The sequence below is a fragment of the Pseudomonas sp. RIT-PI-S genome, assembly GCF_025642975.1.
Taxonomy (GTDB): domain Bacteria; phylum Pseudomonadota; class Gammaproteobacteria; order Pseudomonadales; family Pseudomonadaceae; genus Aquipseudomonas.
This window is the reverse complement of sequence record NZ_JANZKJ010000003.1, coordinates 116,826-136,268: the sequence shown is the minus strand read 5'-3', so window position 1 is coordinate 136,268 and position 19,443 is coordinate 116,826. Positions and strand designations below refer to the sequence as shown.

Sequence of the window (19,443 nt, the reverse complement as noted above, 5' to 3'; positions counted from 1 at the left end):
ATCATTGAGCCCTTTCGGAGTCGGAACAATGCTCGCCAACCCGGCAAACGCAGCTGGCCGTTGGTTCAATGATCTGTTTTTCGGCGAGGGTAGCTCGTGATTGTTAGTCCGTGTAACACACCAAGAACAACCGGCAAACGCTTTCGCCAGGCGCTGATGGCGAGTTCCGCGCTGTTCTGCCTGCTTGGCGCTGGGCAACTGTGGGCGTTCAGCCTGGACGACGTTACCGCCAAGGCCAAAGACCTTGCCGCGCAGAAATACGAAGCGCCAAAAAGTAACCTGCCACCGCTGTTCCGTGACATGAAGTTCGCGGACTACCAAAAGATCCAGTTCCGCGCCGACAAGGTCGAGTGGGCTGACGACAAAACCCCGTTCAAGCTTTCCTTCTATCACCAGGGCATGCACTTCGACGTGCCGGTGAAGATCAACGAAGTCACCGCTACCTCGGTCGAGGAAATCAAGTACGACGCCTCCCGCTTCGAGTACGGTGACCTGCAGTTCGATCCCAAGACCACCGAGAACCTCGGCTGGGCGGGCTTCCGTGTGCTCTATCCGCTGAACAAGGCGGACAAGCAGGACGAAGTCATGACCCTCTTGGGCGCCAGCTATTTCCGGGTGCTGGGCAAAGGCCAGAACTACGGCTTGTCCGCCCGTGGCCTGGCCATCGATACCGCCTTGCCTTCCGGCGAAGAATTCCCGCGCTTCACCGAGTTCTGGATCGAAAAGCCCGACCCACAAGACAAACAGCTGATCATCTACGCGTTGCTCGATTCGCCGCGCTCCACCGGTGCCTACCGCCTGGTGCTGCGCCCCGGCACCGACAGTGTGGTAGACGTTCAGTCCCGCGTGTTCATGCGTGACCACGTTAGCCGCCTTGGCGTGGCGCCGCTGACCAGCATGTTCCTGTTCGGCGCCAACCAGCCGTCTCGCTCGCTCAACTACCGCCGCGAGCTGCACGATTCCAACGGCCTGTCGATCCACGCCGGCAACGGCGAATGGATCTGGCGCCCCCTCAATAACCCCAAGCACCTGGCTGTCAGCAGCTTCACCGTGGAAAACCCACAAGGCTTTGGCCTGTTGCAGCGCGGCCGCGAATTTGACCGCTTCGAAGACCTCGACGACCGTTACGACCGTCGCCCGAGCGCCTGGGTAGAGCCACGCGGGGATTGGGGCAAGGGCACCGTAGACCTGGTGGAGATCCCGACCGCCGATGAAACCAACGACAACATCGTTGCGTTCTGGAGCCCGGAGAAAATGCCGGAGCCAGGTGAGCCTCTCGAGCATAATTACCGCATTCACTGGACCATGGACGAGGCCGAGCTGCACTCGCCAGACATCGCCTGGGTCAAGCAGACCCTGCGTTCGATCGGCGACGTGAAGCAGGCCAACCTGGTCCGTCAGCCCGACGGCAGCCTGGCGTTCCTCATTGATTTCGAAGGGCCCAAGCTCAAGTCGCTGCTCGATGATGCTGGCGTCCGCAGCCAGGTAAGCGTGGGCGACAACGCCGACCTGGTCGAAAACAGCGTGCGCTATAACCCGGAAACCCAGGGCTGGCGCCTGACCTTGCGGATTAAGGTGAAGGACGGTAGCAAGCCGGTGGAAATGCGCGCGGCGCTGGTGCAAGACATCCTGCCGGTCGACCCGCCCAAGCCTGTTGTGGAAGCCAAGGCAGAGGAACCGTCCCATGGCCACAAAAAAGGTGGCAAGCATGACAAGGTCGCCCCTGCCGCTGAACCTGCAGCCACCCCTGCGGCACCCGCCGAGCCTGCTGAACCGGTCAAAACTGAAGAAGTGTTGACTGAAACCTGGAGCTACCAGTTGCCTGCCGATGAGTAAGCCAGCCGAACGACCAGAGACGCTCCACGAGTATCTGGCACACCTGCCTCTGAGCGAGGAGCAGCGCGCGGAACTTGCGCAGAGCGGCTCTTTCGCCGAGCTGCACCAGCGCCTTTCTCCGGCCGACCTGGCCGGGGAGGGGGCCCAGGCCACCGTGGGGCCGCGCCTGACCTTCACCTCCGCCGCGGAGCTTGAAGCGCACGAGATGCTAGGCGTCGATGCCGCGGGGCGTGTGCGCCTGAAGGCGACGCCGCCGATCCGCCGCACGAAGATGGTGCCCGAGCCTTGGAAAACCAACATCCTGGGGCGCATCTGGAACCGCCTGCATGGCCGGGGCACTCCGCCTCAGCCCAAGGATGACCGGCGGGACCTGCCCAAGGCGCGCTGGCGCACGGTCGGCTCGATCCGCCGCTACATTCTGTTGCTGTTGATGATTGGGCAGACCATCGTCGCCGGTTACTACATGAAGGGCATCCTGCCGTATCAAGGCTGGGGCATGGTCGATCTCGAGGAGGTCTCGCACCAGCCGTTGCTGCAAACCGCGCAGCAGGTCCTGCCGTATGCATTGCAAACGACCATCCTCATCCTCTTCGGAATACTGTTCTGCTGGGTGTCGGCGGGTTTCTGGACTGCCTTGATGGGGTTCCTCGAGCTGCTCACCGGGCATGACAAGTACCGGATTTCCGGTGCCAGTGCTGGAAACGAGCCCATCGAGCCCGGCGCCCGTACCGCCCTGGTCATGCCGATATGCAACGAAGACGTGCCGCGGGTGTTCGCCGGCTTGCGCGCGACCTTTGAGTCCGTCGCGGCCACCGGGGATCTGGATCGCTTCGACTTCTTCATCCTCAGCGATACCTACAACACGGATATCGCGGTAGCTGAACAGCAGGCCTGGCTGGATGTGTGTCAGGAAACCAAAGGTTTCGGCAAAATCTTCTACCGTCGCCGGCGCCGCCGCGTGAAGCGTAAGAGCGGCAACCTGGACGACTTTTGCCGTCGCTGGGGCAGCGACTACCGCTACATGGTAGTGCTCGACGCCGACAGCGTGATGAGTGGCGAATGCCTCACGTCCCTGGTTCGCTTGATGGAAGCGACCCCGGACGCAGGGATCATCCAGACCGCGCCCAAGGCGTCCGGCATGGACACCCTGTATGCGCGCATGCAGCAATTCGCCACGCGCGTATATGGGCCGCTGTTCACCGCCGGCCTGCACTTCTGGCAGTTGGGCGAATCCCATTATTGGGGCCATAACGCGATCATCCGGATGAAGCCTTTTATCGAGCACTGCGCCTTGGCGCCGCTGCCCGGCAAGGGGGCCTTCGCGGGTGCCATCCTCTCCCACGACTTCGTGGAGGCGGCGTTGATGCGGCGAGCCGGCTGGGGCGTGTGGATTGCCTACGACCTGCCCGGAAGCTACGAAGAGCTCCCGCCGAACCTGCTCGACGAGCTCAAGCGGGACCGCCGTTGGTGCCACGGCAACCTGATGAACTTCCGGCTGTTCCTGGTCAAGGGCATGCATCCGGTTCACCGGGCGGTGTTCCTCACCGGGGTGATGTCTTACCTGTCCGCGCCCTTGTGGTTCTTCTTCCTGGTGTTGTCCACCGCGTTGCTTGCGGTCAATACCCTGATGGAGCCGACCTACTTCCTGGAGCCCCGGCAGTTGTATCCGCTGTGGCCGCAATGGCATCCAGACAAAGCCATCGCATTGTTCTCGACCACGGTGGTGTTGCTGTTCCTGCCCAAGCTGCTGAGCATCATCCTGATCTGGGCCAAGGGCGCGAAGGAATACGGCGGTCGCATCCGCGTTACCTTGTCGATGCTGATGGAAATGCTCTTCTCCATGCTGCTGGCGCCCGTGCGGATGATCTTCCACACCCGCTTCGTTCTGGCCGCATTCCTTGGCTGGGCAGCGACCTGGAACTCCCCGCAGCGTGACGATGACTCCACTCCGTGGAGCGAAGCGGTGCGTCGCCATGGCCCGCAAACCCTGCTAGGGGTGTTCTGGTCCCTGATCGTAGCCTCGCTCAACCCCAGCTTCTTGTGGTGGCTGGCGCCGATCGTGGTGTCGCTGATGTTGTCGATCCCGGTGTCAGTGATTTCCAGCCGCACCAACCTGGGCCTGCGCGCCAAGGATGAACGGCTGTTCTTGATTCCTGAGGAATACGATACGCCGCAGGAACTGATTTCCACCGACGCCTACACCCACGAGAACCGCTGGCACGCCCTGCGCGAAGGCTTTGTTCGGGCGGTGGTCGATCCACGCCAGAATGCCTTGGCCTGTGCGCTGGCGACGTCGCGCCATGGCCAGGCGGCGCCGGTTGAAGCCATGCGCGACTCGATGGTGGGCAAGGCATTGGCAGGAGGGCCCAGTGCTCTGGATAGCAACGCCCGCCTGTACCTGCTAAGCGATCCGGTAGCCTTGGCGCGCCTGCATCAGGAAGTGTGGGAATCGCGCAGTGAAGCCTGGTTGGCAGCATGGCGAGCTTCGGTTGCGGCCGATCCGCATGCGCCAGCGCTGCCTTTGCAGCCTTTGGCTGGCGGTACGCTGGCCAACGCCTGACAGCACACGCCTTGCCCGCTCCTACAACACGTAGGAGCGGGCAAGGCGTGCGAACCGGGGCTTTAGAACAACCTTGAAACCAACGCCGTGACGGCGGTTTCCACCCGCAAAATGCGTTCACCCATCTGCACGGGCGCAAGGCCCGCCAGCTTGAGCAGTTCCACTTCGTAAGGAATCCACCCGCCTTCTGGGCCGATCGCCAGGGTCACCGGTTCGGCAACCGCGCGTGGGCAGGCGGGGAAGTCCCCTGGATGAGCAACCAACCCCCGCGTGCCCTCTGCGAGCGCGCCAAGGCGGTCTTCCACGAATGGCTTGAAGCGCTTCTCGATGATGACCTCGGGGAGCACCGTATCCCGAGCTTGCTCCAGCCCCAGTACCAGTTGCTCACGGATGGCCTCGGGTTGCAGGAACGGGCTCTGCCAGAAGCTCTTCTCGACCCGATAGCTGTTGACCAGAATCAGCCGCGGTACGCCAAGGGTGGCGACGGTCTGGAACACCCGACGGAGCATTTTCGGGCGTGGCAGTGCCAGCACCAGGGTGAGCGGTAGCTTGGCCGGAGGAGGTCGGTCAAAGGTCACCCGAAGTTGCGCATGTTCGCGGCTCAGGGCCTCGATATGCCCCTCGCCGACCAAGCCGTCGACGTAGCCGACCCTCAAGGTGTCGCCGACTTCGGCGCGATGCACTTCGTGCAAGTGGGTCAGGCGCCGGCCGCTGAGTTGAACCTGACCTTCGCCGACGAAGTCCGCGGCTTCGAGCAACAGCAGGTTCACAGGCGGGTCGCTGGAGGCTGGTCGTCGTGATCGGCCTCGGCAGTCGCTTCGTCGCTGCGTTTACGCACCAGGGCGCCGAACAGCACGCCTACTTCAAAGAGCAGCCACATCGGCACCGCAAGCAGGGTCTGCGAAAAAATATCGGGCGGGGTCAGGATCATGCCCACTACGAAGCAGGCGATGACCACATAGGGGCGGGCCTTTCTCAGCGCCTTGACTTCCACCACGCCGATCCATACCAGCAGCACCACCGCCACGGGAATCTCAAAGGCGACCCCAAAGGCAAAGAACAAGGTCATCACGAAATCAAGGTAGCTGGCGATGTCTGTTGCCATGGTCACCCCATCGGGGGTCGCCGCCGCGAAGAACTTGAACATCAGCGGGAACACCACGAAGTAAGCGAACGCCATGCCGGCGTAGAACAGCAGGATGCTCGACACCAGCAGTGGAATGGCAACGCGTTTCTCGTGACGGTACAGCCCGGGCGCAACGAACCCCCAGACCTGGTGCAGGATTACCGGGATCGCCAGGAACAGCGATACGGTCATCGTCAGCTTGAAGGGCGTGAGGAACGGCGAGGCCACGTCGGTGGCGATCATGGTCGCGCCTGGCGGCAGGTACGCCCGCAGCGGCGCGGACACCAGGGTGTAAATCTGCTGGGCGAAGGAGAACAGCCCTGCGAACACCAGGAAAATCACCGCAACACAGCGCAGCAGGCGGGTGCGCAGCTCGGTCAGGTGCGAAACCAGCGGCATCGGCTGGTCGTCTTCGGGTATTTCACTCATGGTGCTGAGGTAGGGTCCTGGGGCGGGCGCGGTGCAGGGCCCGCGGGTTCGGGCTCGACAGCCGGCCGGGCCGTTGGCACCTGTGGCGCGTGGTCGTTGGCCTGCTCGCCGTGGGCCATCGAGTGAGCGCCAGGACGCTCAACGCTAGCCGGGTTTGGTTGGGCAGGTTGCACCGGCGGAGTAGGCGGATGGATCGAGGGCTGCGCCTGCCCGCCGTGGGGGTCGACCAGTTTGCGCGCTTCTTGCTCGAGCGAGAGGATGTGCTCGTTATGCAGCTGGCGGCGGATTTCATCCGCGCCCAATTCCCGCTCGATCTCGGTCTTGATGGAGTTGAAGCTGCGCTTTAGCCGGCCAACCCACAGCCCGGCGGTTCGCGCCGCGCCGGGCAGGCGCTCCGGCCCAAGCACCAGCAGCGCCACCAAGCCAACTAGCAGCAATTCGCTGAAACTGATCCCGAACACGGGTCAGTCCCGGGTCGCGTCTTTGCGCACGGGGTCTTCGACCCTCTGGTGCTGGCCTTCGAAGGTGGTCGGCGGCGGGGTAATCGGCGAAGTGGCCTGCGGATGCACCGGCTGTGGAGGCTCGGTGGGCTTTTCTTCGTCGCTCATGGCCTTGCGGAAGCCCTTGATGGACTCGCCCACATCGGTGCCGAGGTTCTTCAGCTTCTTGGTGCCGAACACCAGCACGACCACGATGAGAATGACGATCCAGTGTTTCCAGTCAAAGATACCCATGGGCAGCTCCGTGAAAGAATAAGGTTCAGGACGGCTGGCGAGCCGCTTTTTCCGCATGCCCCGACAGCCCGAAGCGGCGGTCGAGCTCGTCCAGTACGGCTTGCGGGTGTTGGCCGAGCGCCGCGAGCATTACCAGGCTATGGAACCACAAATCTGCGGTTTCGTAGATGACATCGCTGCAATCGCCACTGCGTTCGGCGTCCTTGGCAGCGAGGATAGTCTCTACGGACTCTTCGCCGACTTTTTCGAGAATCTTGTTCAAGCCCTTGTGATAAAGGCTGGCCACGTAGGAGCTGTCCGCCGAGGCGCCCTTGCGGGCTTCGAGGACCTCCGCCACGCGGGCGAGGGTGTCATTCATGGTTGTGCCCCTGATAAATGGCGGCGGGATCCTTGAGCACCGGCTCGACGGTCTTCCAGGCGCCGTTTTCGAACACCCGGTAGAAGCAGCTTTCGCGGCCGGTATGACAGGCGATGCCGCCGAGCTGCTCGACAGCTAGCACGACCACGTCGGCGTCGCAGTCCAGGCGCAGTTCGTGAACCTTCTGCACGTGGCCAGACTCCTCACCCTTGCGCCACAGCCGGCCACGTGAGCGCGACCAGTAGATGGCGCGGTTTTCCTGAGCGGTCAGGGCCAGGGATTCGCGGTTCATCCAGGCCATCATCAGTATCCGCCCGGTTCGGTGATCCTGGGCGATGGCCGGTACCAGGCCATCGCTGTTCCAGTTGATCTCGTCCAGCCAGTCTTCCATCGTTTGCTCCACTGCAGGTTCATCTAGTGTGCCAGCCTCGCCGTTGACTGGCTATCGGCGCACCACCAGGTACACCCCGCACACCAGCATCAGCCAGGCCGGCCAGCCTTCCAGGCTGTTTACCGCGCCAGCGGTGGCCGCCATGAAGGCCCCGCCGGCCAGCAGGAGGCCGCCAACCAGCCGCAGGCCGGCTTGATCGGTGTGGTTTCGCCAAGGCGGTGGCGGGTCCTTGCGGTGTGGCTGGGACATGCGCTCAAGCAGGTCGCGGGTCATGTTGGCCAGGTGCGGCAATTGCTCAACCTGCGCCTGTACATTGCGCAACACGGTGCGCGGGCTCATGCGTTCGCGCATCCATCGCTCCAGGAATGGCTGCGCAGTCGCCCACAGGTCCAGATCTGGGTACAGCTGGCGGCCCAGGCCTTCGATATTGAGAAGGGTTTTTTGCAGCAGCACCAACTGCGGCTGCACCTCCATATTGAACCGCCTTGCGGTCTGGAACAGGCGCATCAGCACCTGACCAAAGGAAATATCCTTGAGCGGCTTTTCGAAGATCGGTTCGCACACGGTGCGGATGGCCGCCTCGAATTCGTTGAGCTTGGTTTCCGCCGGCACCCAACCAGAATCGATATGCAGCTGCGCCACCCGGCGGTAGTCACGCTTGAAGAAAGCAAAGAGGTTGCGCGCGAGGTAATCCTGATCTTCAGGGGTCAGGCTGCCGACGATGCCACAGTCGATAGCGATATAGCTCGGGTTCCACGGCGAGACCGTGCTGACGAAGATATTTCCCGGATGCATGTCCGCATGGAAGAAGCTGTCGCGAAACACTTGGGTAAAGAAGATTTCTACGCCACGCTCGGCCAGCAATTTCATATCGGTGCGCTGGTCGGCCAGGGTTGCCATGTCGTTCACCTGAACACCATGGATGCGTTCCATCACCAGCACTTTGGGGCGGCACCAGTCCCAGTAGATCTGTGGCACGTAGAGCAGGGAAGAGTCTTCGAAGTTGCGGCGCAGTTGGCTGGCGTTGGCCGCCTCGCGCAACAGGTCGAGCTCGTCGTAGATGGTTTTCTCATAATCGGCCACCACGTCGACCGGGTGCAGCAGGCGCGCATCGGCGGACAGCCGCTCGGCACTGCGGGCCAGGATGAACAGCCAGGCGATGTCCTGGCTGATGATCGGCCGCAAGCCGGGGCGCACCACCTTGACCACGACTTCTTCACCGGTTTTCAGCCGCGCCGCATGCACCTGGGCGACGGACGCGGAGGCCATGGGCTCGACGTCGAAGCGGCTGAACACGCTGGTAATCTTCGCGCCCAGCTGGGATTCGATCAGTTGCATGGATTGCTGTGGGTCGAACGGGGGGACCCGGTCTTGCAGGAGCATCAACTCATCGGCGATGTCTTCGGGCAGCAGGTCTCGGCGTGTGGACAGCAACTGGCCGAACTTGATGAAAATCGGCCCCAGGTCCTGCAGCGCCAGGCGCAGGCAGGCGCCGCGGCTGAGGTGGCGGTTGCTGCGCGGGAGCCAGCGCCATGGCATGCCGTAGCGCAGTGCGCGCAACCACCAGGGCAACGGCAGCGCGAGGATGAGATCATCGAGGCGGAAACGGATGGCAACGCGCAGGATGCGGAACAAACGACGTACGGCGGCGAGCAGCTTCATGCGTTATCGCTGGCTTCAAGGGTTCGGAGCAGGCGGTCGAGGCGCGCCTGCAGGCGGTCGGTGTCGAGCTTGAGCTGATCGAGCTCGCGCAGGCGCGCCTCGGCTTCTGCCTTTCCGACCAGGGTTCGGGTTTCTTCGTTCAAGTAATCCGCAACGGTGTTGAGCAGCCGCTCGCCGCCGCGCTTGGCCCAGCGCGTGCGCAGGCGCAGATGGCCCCCAAGCAGCGCCGTCGGAACCGGCCCGAGCCAGCGGGAAACTTCATATTCCCAATCCAGCTCCAGGTTCTGCAACACCGCGGCGAGCTCCATCAGCGCCGCGCTGTCCCCGCTCAGGGTCACTTCAGGGGCGTGTAGCACCCGGGTCTTGTCTTTGCGCAATGCCAGTTGCGCCAAGGTGCCCAACGGCGCGCGCAAGGTGCAGGTGGCAGGCGCTTCCCAGCGCCGGGCGAGGGTGATCCCCGCGGGGCCTAAAACGATATACAGCTGTTGCCGAGGTTGCGGGCAATCGACCAGGATCACCTGCCCGGCCTGCTTCGCCAGCCTCGGCAAGGCAGTGCTGTCCAGGCGCAGGGCGGCATTGAGCCCACCCTCCGCTGCGGCAAGCAGGCTGTCGCTGAACATCAGGGCTTGATGCCCCGGTGCAACGCGACGATGCCGGAGGTCATGTTGTGATAGGTCACGCGGTCGAAGCCTGCGTCGACCATCATGGCCTTGAGCATCTCTTGGTCGGGATGCATGCGGATGGATTCGGCCAGGTAGCGATAGCTCTCCGAGTCGCCGGCGATGAGTTTGCCCATCAGCGGCATGAACGCGAACGAATAGGCGTCGTAAGCCTTGGACATCACCTTGCTGGTGGGCTTGGAGAACTCCAGCACCAGCAGCCGGCCGCCCGGCTTGAGCACGCGCAGCATCGAGCGCAGGGCGTCTTCCTTGTGGGTCACGTTACGCAGCCCGAAAGCGATGGTCACGCAGTCGAAATGGTTGTCGGGGAAGGGCAGTTTTTCCGCATCCGCCTGAACGAACTGCACGTTGCTAGCCACACCCAGGTCCAGCAGGCGATCGCGGCCAACCTTGAGCATCGAGGCGTTGATGTCTGCCAGCACCACTTCACCGGACGGGCCTACCAACTGGGAGAATTTACGGGTCAGGTCGCCGGTGCCGCCGGCAATATCAAGCACCCGGTTGCCCATGCGCACGCCAGACAACTCGATGGTGAAGCGTTTCCACAGCCGATGCATGCCGCCGGACAGCAGGTCATTCATTACGTCGTACTTGGCCGCGACCGAGTGGAATACCTCTGCGACCTTTTTCGCCTTCTGGCTTTCAGGGACATTCTGGTAGCCGAAGTGAGTGGTAGGTTCGGCATCGTTGCCTTTGCGCTGATCGGTCATATCGCTGTCACCAGGAAAATTACCGGCCATTCTAATAGGCACGAGTAGCGTTTGTCTTGGCGTATGGAACAGGGCGCGATCCGCGTTAATATACCGGCCATTTTTCAGCGATCGGGGTCTTCGATGAGCAATATCCGGGTAGAACGCAAGCACCAGTTGGGCAAGCAGGTCGCCAAAGAGAAGGCCGAGCGTCTGGTGGATAAACTGGTGAGCAAATATGACATGACCGCCGAGTGGAACGGCGACGTCGTCGACCTCAAGCGCAGCGGCATCACCGGGCAGGTGGCGGTGGGCGAAGACAACGTGGTGGTCGAGCTGAAGCTGGGAATGATGCTGTCGATGATGAGCGGGATGATCGAGTCGGAAATCGACCGGGCGCTGGACAAAGCCCTGGCGTGACGGCTTAAGCCATCGTAGGTGGGCCGAAGCCCCGCGAATCGCCCCACCTTGCGGAACAAATGCCCGTCAAATTCGACCAATGGCAGTAGCTGGTGGAATATGCCGCCCGCGGGCAACGAGGAACGCGTCATGGCAAGCAAGAAAAAGGTAGAAAAAGAAACCGCTTCCTGGGCGGGCGGCATCGAGAAGTATTCCCGTCAGATCTGGCTGGCTGGCCTTGGGGCCTATGCCAAGACAGCGGCCGACGGCGGCAAGTTGTTCGACAGCCTGGTCAAAGAGGGCGAGAGGGCTGAAAAACAGGCCAAGGGGGAGATAGACAAGCAGGTCAATACCGTGAAGGCTGTCGCGCGACCAAAAGCGGGCGGCCTCAAGGAAAAGGCACTGGGTAAATGGGGCGAACTCGAGGAGGCCTTCGATCAGCGCCTCAACAGTGCGATCTCCCGCTTGGGCGTACCCAGCCGTAATGAAGTGGCGGCACTGCACGATAAGGTCGATGTGCTGATGCGGGAGCTGGAGCGCCTGACTGGTACGGCAGCGCCTCAGCCCCAGGCTTCGCTACAGGCTCCACCGCAGGCCGCGGCCAAGCCATTGGCCAGCGCTACCCGCCGCGCAGCCTCGCCCACCGCCAGTTCCGCCAAACCCGTTACGGCCAAGGCCAGCGCTAGCGTGCCCGGCAAGGCCACGGCCAAGTCGGCGATCGCCAAACCTACGGCAGCCAAGCCTGCATCAGCCAAGGTTGCGGGCAAGAGCGCCGCCGAGGCTTCTAGCAAAGTTAAGGCGGCTCCCACGGAGAAAAAGCCCCGGGCACGCAAAGCGGCGGCGAGCAGCCCTACGGCAGCCGCGACCCCGGAACCGTCATCCCAGGCTTGAAGGCATGCAGGGCCAGGTAGCGGGCTAAGGGATGAATTTCACCACGGCTTCCAGAGGGTCGCGGGATTTACCAGCGGCGTTCAGGGTGTTCAGGTACTCCTGCCAGAGCGCGTCATGACGGGTGGCCAATTCGTAGAGGTAATCCCACGTGTACAGCCCGCTGTCATGGCCGTCGTCGAAGGTGAGCTTGAGCGCATACTGGCCGGCAGGCTCCAGGCCAACCAGCCCTACCTTGAGCTTGCCGTGCTGGAGCACGGGGTTACCGTGGCCTTGTACCTCGGCAGAAGGTGAATGCACCCGCAAGAACTCCGCCGACAGCGCATAGACCTCGCCCGGGCCGTAGGCCAGGGTGAGGGTTTTCGAGGCCTTGTGCAGGTTGATCGCGCTGGGGATTTTGGGCATGGAGGGCAGCCTGCGAAGTTAAACGAGAAGGGCCCCGAAGGGCCCGCGATGACAGCTGTTGTGCAGCTACAGAATATAGCGCGACAGGTCTTCGTTTTCGGCCAGCTCGCCCAGATGGCTGTTCACATAGGCCGCGTCGATACGTATCGCCTCGCCGTTCTGTGATCCGGCAAGGTCGCCAGCGCTGAAAGACACCTCTTCGAGCAGCCGCTCGAGCAAGGTATGCAAGCGGCGTGCGCCAATGTTTTCGGTCTTTTCGTTCACCTGCCAGGCAATCTCCGCCAAGCGCTTGATGCCGTCGGCGAGGAACTCGATTTCCAGCCCTTCGGTCTTGAGCAACTCGCGGTATTGCTCGGTCAGGGAGGCGTGCGGCTCGCTCAGGATGCGTTCGAAGTCGCCCGGCGTCAGTGCCTTGAGCTCCACCCGGATCGGCAAGCGGCCTTGCAACTCAGGGACCAGGTCGCTGGGCTTGCTCAAGTGGAAGGCGCCCGAGGCAATGAACAGGATATGGTCGGTCTTGACCATGCCCAGCTTGGTGTTCACGGTGCAGCCTTCGATCAGCGGCAGCAGGTCACGTTGTACGCCCTCGCGGGAAACGTCGGCGCCGCCGACATTGCCGCGCTTGGCCACCTTGTCGATCTCATCGATGAAGACGATGCCGTGTTGCTCGACCGCTTCGAGCGCCTGGGCCTTGAGTTCTTCCTCGTTGACCAGTCGCCCGGCTTCTTCGTCGCGCACCAGCTTGAGCGCTTCCTTGACCTTGAGCTTGCGCGCCTTGCGCCGGCCCTTGCCCATGTTGGCGAAGAGGCTTTGCAGCTGGTTGGTCATCTCCTCCATGCCCGGCGGAGCGGAGATGTCGACACCCACGGCCTCGGCCACTTCGATCTCGATTTCCTTGTCGTCGAGCTGGCCTTCACGCAGGCGCTTGCGGAACAGCTGGCGGGTATTCGAATCGTTGCTCGGGGAGGGGTCTTCGTTGAAGCCTACCCGCGCTGGCGGCAGCAGTGCATCCAGGATGCGATCTTCCGCGGCGTCCTCGGCGCGGTGGCGAACCTTGACCATCTCCTGCTCGCGCAGCAGCTTGATCGCCGCGTCGGCCAGATCCCGGATGATCGACTCCACGTCGCGGCCTACGTAACCCACTTCGGTGAACTTGGTAGCTTCGACCTTGATAAAGGGCGCATTGGCGAGCTTCGCCAGGCGCCGGGCGATTTCGGTCTTGCCCACGCCCGTTGGGCCGATCATCAGGATGTTCTTGGGGGTGACTTCAACGCGCAGCTCTGCGGGCAGCTGCATGCGGCGCCAACGGTTGCGCAGGGCGATAGCGACGGCGCGCTTGGCATCGTCCTGGCCGATGATATGGCGGTTGAGTTCGTGGACGATCTCGCGGGGGGTCATGGACATGGCGTTAGCGGCCTCGGGCATGTCACTGCGCGAGGTCCTGCTCCTCGATGGTCAGGTGATGATTGGTGAAGACGCAGATGTCCGCGGCGATGTTGAGCGCGGACTCGGCGATTTCCCGTGCCGACAGATCGGTCTTGTTCAGCAGCGCGCGGGCTGCGGCCTGGGCGAAGGCGCCGCCGGAACCCATGGCGATGAGGCCATCTTCAGGCTCGACCACATCGCCGTTGCCGGTGATGATCAACGAGGCGTCCTTGTTGGCTACCGCCAGCATGGCCTCGAGACGGCTCAGGGAGCGATCCGTACGCCAGTCCTTGGCCAGTTCGACGGCAGCGCGCACCAAGTGACCCTGGTGTTTCTCAAGTTGGGCCTCGAAGCGTTCGAAGAGGGTAAAGGCATCGGCGGTGGCACCGGCGAAGCCGGCGATCACTTGCCCGTGGTAGAGGCGGCGGACTTTCTTGGCGTTGCCTTTCATCACGGTGTTGCCGAGGGAAACCTGGCCATCCCCGCCCATGACGACTTTGCCATGGCGGCGGACTGAAACGATGGTGGTCAAGGGAACGTCCTCACGCTGCGGGGCGAAACTGCCCAATGCAGACTGATGTGGGGATGGGGTGGAAGGATTTCAACCGGGGTTGGCGTCATTCCCAGGCTCTGCCCGGTCCTGCAGGGTAACGGTCGGATCGACCCTGCGGGATCGGGCGGAGCCCGGGAATGGATCGCAGATTTACCGCGTCTGCCGCTGTTGCAGCAGCAGGTTGTTGAAACCGCTGCCGGCGAGCATTTTCTGCGCCGAGGTTAACTGCTCGCGGTTGCTGAACGGGCCGACCAACACGCGGTACCAGGTTTCGTCCTTCACCATGCCAGACTCCACTTGCACGGCCTGGCCGAGCAGGATGATCTGCGCACGGACCTTGTCGGCATCCGTCTGCTTGCGGAACGAACCGGCTTGCAGGTAGTACTGGGTGGTCGCCGCAGGCTTGACTACCGGCGGTGGCGGTGGCGGGACCTGGCCCGACAATGCGGCCTGGGCGCGGGCGGTGTCGATCTTCGCAGCTTCCGCGGGGGTCACCGGTTGTGCCGGCACGGGTGGGGTTTTCTCCGGTACCGCATCGGGCGGCACTATCACTTCGGACTCCGGCAGCAAGGTGTAAAAGTCGTACTTGGGCTTGATCTTTTCCGGGCTAGGCGGGGTTTTCTCCGCCTCGGCGACCTTCGCAGCCTTTTGTTCCTCTGGCTTGACCCGCTTGACGTCGTTGCGCCCCGGCTCGAGCTTCATCAGGAATACGATGAAGGCGCCAACGGACAGCCCGATAGCCAGCCACAGCCAGCCAGGGACGGGTTTCTTCGCGGGGGCTTGGTTGCGGCTGGCGCCACGCTTGGGTGCAGGTTTTTTCGCCGCCAACTTACATACGCTCCAGAGTTTCCAGGCCCAGCAGTTCCAGGCCCTGCTTGAGGGTCAGGCCGGTCAGGGCCGCCAGCCGCAGCCGGCTTTGTTGCTGTTCAGGGGTATCGGCGCCAAGGATCGGGCAGTTTTCATAGAAGCTCGAGAACAACCCGGCAACGTCGTACAGGTAGGCGCACAGCACATGCGGAGTGCCCTTTTCCGCCACGGTGTTAAGGGTTTCTCCAAACTGCGCCAGGCGAGCGGCGAGATCTTGCTCATGCGCGGCTTGCAGCACGATCTCGCCCTGGGCTTCGCCAAACCCCAGGCCACGTTTGCGGAACACCCCGGCGACCCGTGTATAGGCGTACAACAGGTACGGAGCGGTGTTGCCTTCGAAATTGAGCATCAGCTCGAAATTGAAGCTGTAGTCGCTGGTGCGGTGCTTGGACAGGTCTGCGTATTTCACGGCGCCTATGCCGACCACCCGGGCGATGTCGCGCAGGCGGCTTTCTTCCAGCTCAGGGTTCTTTTCCTTCACCAGGGCATAGGCTCGTTGCTCGGCTTCGTCGAGCAGGTCGATCAGCTTGACGGTGCCGCCGTCGCGGGTTTTGAAGGGCCGGCCATCGGCGCCGTTCATGGTGCCGAAGCCCATGTGCTCGGGGCTCATGCCATTGGTGATGAAACCTGCGCGCCGTGCCACCTCGAACACCTGCTGGAAGTGCAGGGCCTGCCGCTGGTCGACGAAATACAGGGCACGGTCGGCCTTGAGCACATTGCTGCGATAGCGCACGGCAGCCAAGTCGGTGGTGGCATAAAGGTAACCGCCGCCTGCCTTCTGCACGATCACCGGTAGCGGGTTGCCCTCGGCGTTCTTGAACTCTTCGAGGAATACGCATTGGGCGCCCTCGCTTTCAACCAGCAGGCCCTTGGCACGCAGGTCGGCGACCACACTGGGCAGGTCGTCGTTATAGGCGCTCTCGCCCATTACATCGTTAGGCGTGAGCCGCACGTTCAGGCGTTCGTAGGTCTTCTGGCAGTGCGACAGCGATATCTCGTTGAAGCGCTTCCACAGCGTGAGGCAGTCCGGATCGCCGGCTTGCAACTTGACCACCAGGCTACGGGCGTGCTCGGCGAAGGCTTCGGACTCATCGAAGCGTTTCTTCGCAGCGCGGTAGAAGTTCTCCAGGTCTGAAAGCTGGTCGCTGTCCGCCGGGTTTTCTTCCAGGTAGGCCAGCAACATGCCGAACTGGGTGCCCCAGTCGCCCACGTGGTTCTGGCGGATCACCGTGTCACCGAGGTACTCCAGCACGTTGGCCACCGCGTCGCCGATGATGGTCGAGCGCAGGTGGCCAACGTGCATTTCCTTGGCCAGGTTGGGCGCGGAGAGGTCCACCACTACCCGCTGCGCGGGGCTGGCCTTGCGCACGCCGAGCTTGCGGTCGGCCAGGGCGGCGTCCAGGCGGCTGGCGAGGGCCTGGGTGTTCTGGAAGAAGTTGATAAAGCCGGGGCCGGCGATTTCAGCCTTGCTCACCTGCGCATCGGTGGGCAGCGCGGCGATGATCTTTTCCGCCAGGTCGCGCGGTTTCATGCCGGCGGGCTTGGCCAGCATCATCGCAATGTTGCTGGCGAAGTCCCCGTGGGTCTTGTCCCGGGTGTTTTCGACCTGGATCGCCGGGGTCAGGCCCGCGGGCAGCACGCCGTCTTCCATGAGGCGGGTGAGGGCGTGTTGGATCAGCAGGCGAATGGTGTCTTTCATGATCGTCTCGTGTGCCGCGAGGGCGGCGGCGCATGATGCGCGGGTGGAAAAACTGGGCATTATCCGTTCATGGGCCGGCCTTGCCAACCTTCGCGGCCACTCAATAGAGGTCGATGGGGTCTACGTCCAGTGCCCAGCGGACCTGCCGGCCTCCAGGAAGCTGTTCCAGCTGCAGCACCCACAAACTGAGCAAACGGTGCAGCGGTGCGCGGGCATTGGCCTGCAACAGCAGTTGGGCGCGGTATCGGCCGGCGCGGCGCTCCATGGGCGCCGGCACCGGCCCCAGCAATTCCACCCCAAGCACTTGCAGGGTGTCGCGCAGGCGCTCGGCCTCCACGCACGCCTGTTCCAGGAAGGCCTCGGCCTGGCCGGGTTTGTGCGCCTCGGCGCGCAGCAACGCCAGGTGGCTGAAGGGCGGCAGGCCGGCAGCACGGCGTTCGCTCAACGCTTGCGTGGCGAAGGCCGGATAGCCTTCCTCGGTGAGTTGCACCAGCAGCGGGTGGTCAGCCATGTGGCTCTGGATGATGGTGCGCCCAGGCTCTTCCGCCCGGCCGGCGCGGCCGGCAACCTGCACGATGAGCTGCGCCATACGCTCGGCAGCGCGAAAATCCGCTGAAAACAGCCCGCCGTCGGCGTCCAGGATCGCCACCAGGGTTACCCGCGGGAAGTGATGCCCCTTGGCCAACATCTGCGTGCCCACCAGGATGCACGGCTCCCCGCGTTGCACCCGGGTGAACAACTGCGCCATCGCATCCTTGCGTGAAGTGCTGTCCCGATCCACCCGCCATACCGGCACGTCAGGGAACAGGGTTTTCAGGCGGTCCTCGGCGCGTTCGGTGCCCGCGCCCACGGGGCGCAGGTCCACCGATTGGCACGCCGGGCACTGCCGGGGACGCGGCGCAGCGTAACCGCAGTGATGGCAACGCAGCTCGCCGGAGCGCAGGTGTACGGTCATGCGCGCATCACAGCGGGGGCACTCAGACAGCCAGCCGCAGTCATGGCAAAGCAGCGTGGGCGCATAACCGCGCCGGTTGAGGAACACCAGTACCTGCTGACCCTGAGCGAGCACCTGGCTAATAGCCTGCTGCAGCGGCGGGCTGAGGCCGCTGTCCAGTGGCCGGCTTTTTACATCCAGGCGCAGGTAGCGGGGCGGGAAGGCGCCCCCGGCGCGTTGCTCCATGCGCAGCAGCCCGTAGCGGCCACTGTGGGCGTTATGCAGGCTTTCCAGCGAAGGCGTGGCAGAACCCAGCACCACCGGGATGTTGTCCTGGCGGGCACGCACAATCGCCAGGTCCCGAGCGTGGTAGCGCAAGCCTTCCTGCTGTTTATAAGAGCTGTCGTGTTCTTCGTCGACGATGATCAGCCCAGGGTTGCGCATGGGGGTGAACAGCGCCGAGCGGGTACCGATGATGATGTCCGCGTCGCCGTCGCGCGCGGCAAGCCAGGCGTCCAGGCGGTCGCGATCATTGACCGCCGAATGCACCAGCGCGATGCGTGCATTGAAACGCTGCTCGAAGCGCAGCAGGGTCTGCGGGCCCAGGTTGATCTCCGGGATGAGCACCAACGCCTGCTTGCCCGCTTCCAAGGCTTGATGGATCAGTTGCAGGTAAACCTCGGTCTTGCCACTGCCGGTCACGCCCGCCAGCAGGAACGCATGGAAGTGCCCGAAGCCGGCCTTGACCGCTTCGAAGGCGCTGCGTTGTTCAGGGTTGAGCGGCAGCTCCGGTTGCGCCAGCCAGTGGGCGTGGCGCTTGGCTGGCGCATGGCCCCGCACTTCCACGCTCGCCAGCCCCTTGGCCAGCAAGGCGTCTAGGGAGTCTTTGGTCAGGCCCAGGCGTGCCAGCAGGGTGTGCGCTACGCCATGAGGATGCTGCGCCAGTGCCATGAAAGCGTCGCGCTGGCGTGGCGCTCGGGCTAGCCGAGGGTCATCGCTACGGGCGCCGGCGGTGACGCTCCAGAAGCGTTCCTGGCGGGCCTCGGCCGGCTCCCCCTGGCGCAATAGGCTCGGTAACGCCCAGGCCAAGGTGTCCCCCAGGCTGTGCTGATAATACTGAGCCGTCCACAGGCACAGGTTGAACATGCCCGGGGGGATGGGGGAAGCCTCATCGAGCAGGGCAATGGCGGCCTTGAGCTTTTCCTTGGGCAGGTCGCTGCGGTCGGTGACCTCCACCAGCACGCCGATGATTTCGCGTCGGCCAAAAGGCACCCGCAGGCGCATGCCTGGCTGTAGCGCTGCCACTTGTATGCCCGCCGGCGCGCGGTAATCGAACAGGCGGCGCAGGGGCGAGGGCAAGGCGAGGCGCAAGATGACGTCGGGCACGGTGGGTTCCACGGCGGAAGGCAATGCAGGCCGGGAAGCCTAACATCTGGCAACGACCATCGGTAGACGGCTGCGCTTGCGTCGCGCGGCGGCTCTGGTAATATGCCGGGCCCCAGTACGTGCGGTATCCGGCAATGGTGCCGGGTGGCGGCGCGACGACAGAGGAATTACCCATGAAGCCTGAAATTCATCCGAAATACGAAGCTATCGAAGCTACCTGCAGCTGCGGTAACGTCATCAAAACCCGTTCTACCCTGGGCCACTCGCTGAGCCTGGACGTGTGCAACGAGTGCCACCCGTTCTACACCGGCAAGCAAAAAATGCTGGATACCGGCGGCCGTGTTGATCGCTTCAAGCAGCGCTTCGGCGTGTTCGGCGCCGCAAAAACCAACTAAGGGTTTTTGCGTTGGAGAGCCATCGCG

General features: G+C 63.3%; 20 protein-coding genes. 5 read left to right on the top strand and 15 right to left on the bottom strand.

Annotated features, from left to right (window positions below; genetic code table 11):
- The first annotated feature begins 96 nt into the window (after positions 1 to 96).
- Both OGL93_RS06620 and mdoH read left to right on the top strand, forming a co-directional pair.
- Positions 97 to 1,836 (top strand): glucan biosynthesis protein G, encoded by a 1,740-nt coding sequence (locus tag OGL93_RS06620; protein ID WP_346659635.1) that lies wholly within the window; start codon positions 97 to 99, stop codon positions 1,834 to 1,836.
- Positions 1,829 to 4,396, top strand: coding sequence for a glucans biosynthesis glucosyltransferase MdoH (gene mdoH / locus OGL93_RS06615; protein ID WP_263261659.1), 2,568 nt, complete (start codon positions 1,829 to 1,831; stop codon positions 4,394 to 4,396). The genes OGL93_RS06620 and mdoH overlap by 8 nt, the downstream gene beginning before the upstream one ends.
- A gap of 62 nt (positions 4,397 to 4,458) precedes the next feature.
- On the opposite strand, the gene OGL93_RS06610 is transcribed toward mdoH, so the two are convergent.
- The 9 genes from OGL93_RS06610 to ubiE are packed head-to-tail and all read right to left on the bottom strand — an operon-like array spanning position 4,459 to position 10,486.
- On the bottom strand, positions 4,459 to 5,166 hold the full coding sequence (locus OGL93_RS06610) for a 16S rRNA (uracil(1498)-N(3))-methyltransferase (RefSeq protein WP_263261658.1): 708 nt from the start codon (positions 5,164 to 5,166) through the stop codon (positions 4,459 to 4,461).
- Positions 5,163 to 5,951 (bottom strand): twin-arginine translocase subunit TatC, encoded by a 789-nt coding sequence (tatC, locus tag OGL93_RS06605; protein WP_263261657.1) that lies wholly within the window; start codon positions 5,949 to 5,951, stop codon positions 5,163 to 5,165. Before tatC ends, OGL93_RS06610 begins: the two co-directional genes overlap by 4 nt.
- Entirely contained in the window at positions 5,948 to 6,412 is a 465-nt protein-coding gene (gene tatB / locus OGL93_RS22230; protein ID WP_346659634.1) for a Sec-independent protein translocase protein TatB, read from the bottom strand. The genes tatC and tatB overlap by 4 nt, the downstream gene beginning before the upstream one ends.
- 3 nt (positions 6,413 to 6,415) lie before the next feature.
- A complete protein-coding gene (locus OGL93_RS06595; RefSeq protein WP_263261655.1) occupies positions 6,416 to 6,685 on the bottom strand; it encodes a twin-arginine translocase TatA/TatE family subunit in 270 nt (89 codons plus the stop codon).
- A 25-nt stretch (positions 6,686 to 6,710) separates the two neighbouring features.
- Entirely contained in the window at positions 6,711 to 7,043 is a 333-nt protein-coding gene (locus tag OGL93_RS06590; protein WP_263261653.1) for a phosphoribosyl-ATP diphosphatase, read from the bottom strand.
- Positions 7,036 to 7,434: a phosphoribosyl-AMP cyclohydrolase gene (gene hisI / locus OGL93_RS06585; protein ID WP_263261651.1), complete on the bottom strand. Its 399-nt coding sequence runs from the start codon at positions 7,432 to 7,434 to the stop codon at positions 7,036 to 7,038. Before hisI ends, OGL93_RS06590 begins: the two co-directional genes overlap by 8 nt.
- A 51-nt stretch (positions 7,435 to 7,485) precedes the next feature.
- Positions 7,486 to 9,096 (bottom strand): ubiquinone biosynthesis regulatory protein kinase UbiB, encoded by a 1,611-nt coding sequence (gene ubiB, locus OGL93_RS06580; protein WP_263261649.1) that lies wholly within the window; start codon positions 9,094 to 9,096, stop codon positions 7,486 to 7,488.
- On the bottom strand, positions 9,093 to 9,716 hold the full coding sequence (locus tag OGL93_RS06575) for an SCP2 sterol-binding domain-containing protein (protein WP_263261648.1): 624 nt from the start codon (positions 9,714 to 9,716) through the stop codon (positions 9,093 to 9,095). Before OGL93_RS06575 ends, ubiB begins: the two co-directional genes overlap by 4 nt.
- A complete protein-coding gene (gene ubiE / locus OGL93_RS06570; RefSeq protein WP_263261647.1) occupies positions 9,716 to 10,486 on the bottom strand; it encodes a bifunctional demethylmenaquinone methyltransferase/2-methoxy-6-polyprenyl-1,4-benzoquinol methylase UbiE in 771 nt (256 codons plus the stop codon). The genes OGL93_RS06575 and ubiE overlap by 1 nt, the downstream gene beginning before the upstream one ends.
- A 123-nt stretch (positions 10,487 to 10,609) precedes the next feature.
- Here ubiE and OGL93_RS06565 point away from each other — a divergent pair, with 123 nt between their 5' ends.
- Entirely contained in the window at positions 10,610 to 10,885 is a 276-nt protein-coding gene (locus tag OGL93_RS06565) for a polyhydroxyalkanoic acid system family protein (protein ID WP_263261645.1), read from the top strand.
- Positions 10,886 to 11,014: 129 nt separating this feature from the next.
- Positions 11,015 to 11,755, top strand: a complete 741-nt coding sequence (locus OGL93_RS06560; protein WP_263261643.1) for a phasin family protein — start codon at positions 11,015 to 11,017, stop codon at positions 11,753 to 11,755.
- A gap of 24 nt (positions 11,756 to 11,779) precedes the next feature.
- Here the strand turns inward: OGL93_RS06560 and OGL93_RS06555 are convergent, their stop codons facing one another.
- From OGL93_RS06555 to OGL93_RS06530, 6 genes are all read right to left on the bottom strand, one after another.
- Complete coding sequence (locus tag OGL93_RS06555; RefSeq protein ID WP_263261641.1) at positions 11,780 to 12,157, bottom strand: DUF971 domain-containing protein; 378 nt, start codon at positions 12,155 to 12,157, stop codon at positions 11,780 to 11,782.
- Positions 12,158 to 12,223: 66 nt separating this feature from the next.
- Entirely contained in the window at positions 12,224 to 13,561 is a 1,338-nt protein-coding gene (gene hslU / locus OGL93_RS06550) for an ATP-dependent protease ATPase subunit HslU (RefSeq protein ID WP_263261639.1), read from the bottom strand.
- A 22-nt stretch (positions 13,562 to 13,583) separates the two neighbouring features.
- Positions 13,584 to 14,114, bottom strand: a complete 531-nt coding sequence (gene hslV / locus OGL93_RS06545; RefSeq protein WP_181110901.1) for an ATP-dependent protease subunit HslV — start codon at positions 14,112 to 14,114, stop codon at positions 13,584 to 13,586.
- Between the two features lie 171 nt (positions 14,115 to 14,285).
- Positions 14,286 to 14,963, bottom strand: coding sequence for an SPOR domain-containing protein (locus tag OGL93_RS06540; RefSeq protein ID WP_263261637.1), 678 nt, complete (start codon positions 14,961 to 14,963; stop codon positions 14,286 to 14,288).
- A gap of 1 nt (position 14,964) precedes the next feature.
- Entirely contained in the window at positions 14,965 to 16,701 is a 1,737-nt protein-coding gene (argS, locus tag OGL93_RS06535) for an arginine--tRNA ligase (RefSeq protein WP_263261636.1), read from the bottom strand.
- A 100-nt stretch (positions 16,702 to 16,801) separates the two neighbouring features.
- Complete coding sequence (locus OGL93_RS06530) at positions 16,802 to 19,021, bottom strand: primosomal protein N' (RefSeq protein WP_263261635.1); 2,220 nt, start codon at positions 19,019 to 19,021, stop codon at positions 16,802 to 16,804.
- Positions 19,022 to 19,194: 173 nt separating this feature from the next.
- Between OGL93_RS06530 and rpmE the strand changes: the two genes are divergently transcribed.
- Positions 19,195 to 19,416, top strand: a complete 222-nt coding sequence (rpmE, locus tag OGL93_RS06525) for a 50S ribosomal protein L31 (RefSeq protein WP_263261634.1) — start codon at positions 19,195 to 19,197, stop codon at positions 19,414 to 19,416.
- Positions 19,417 to 19,443: the final 27 nt, after the last annotated feature.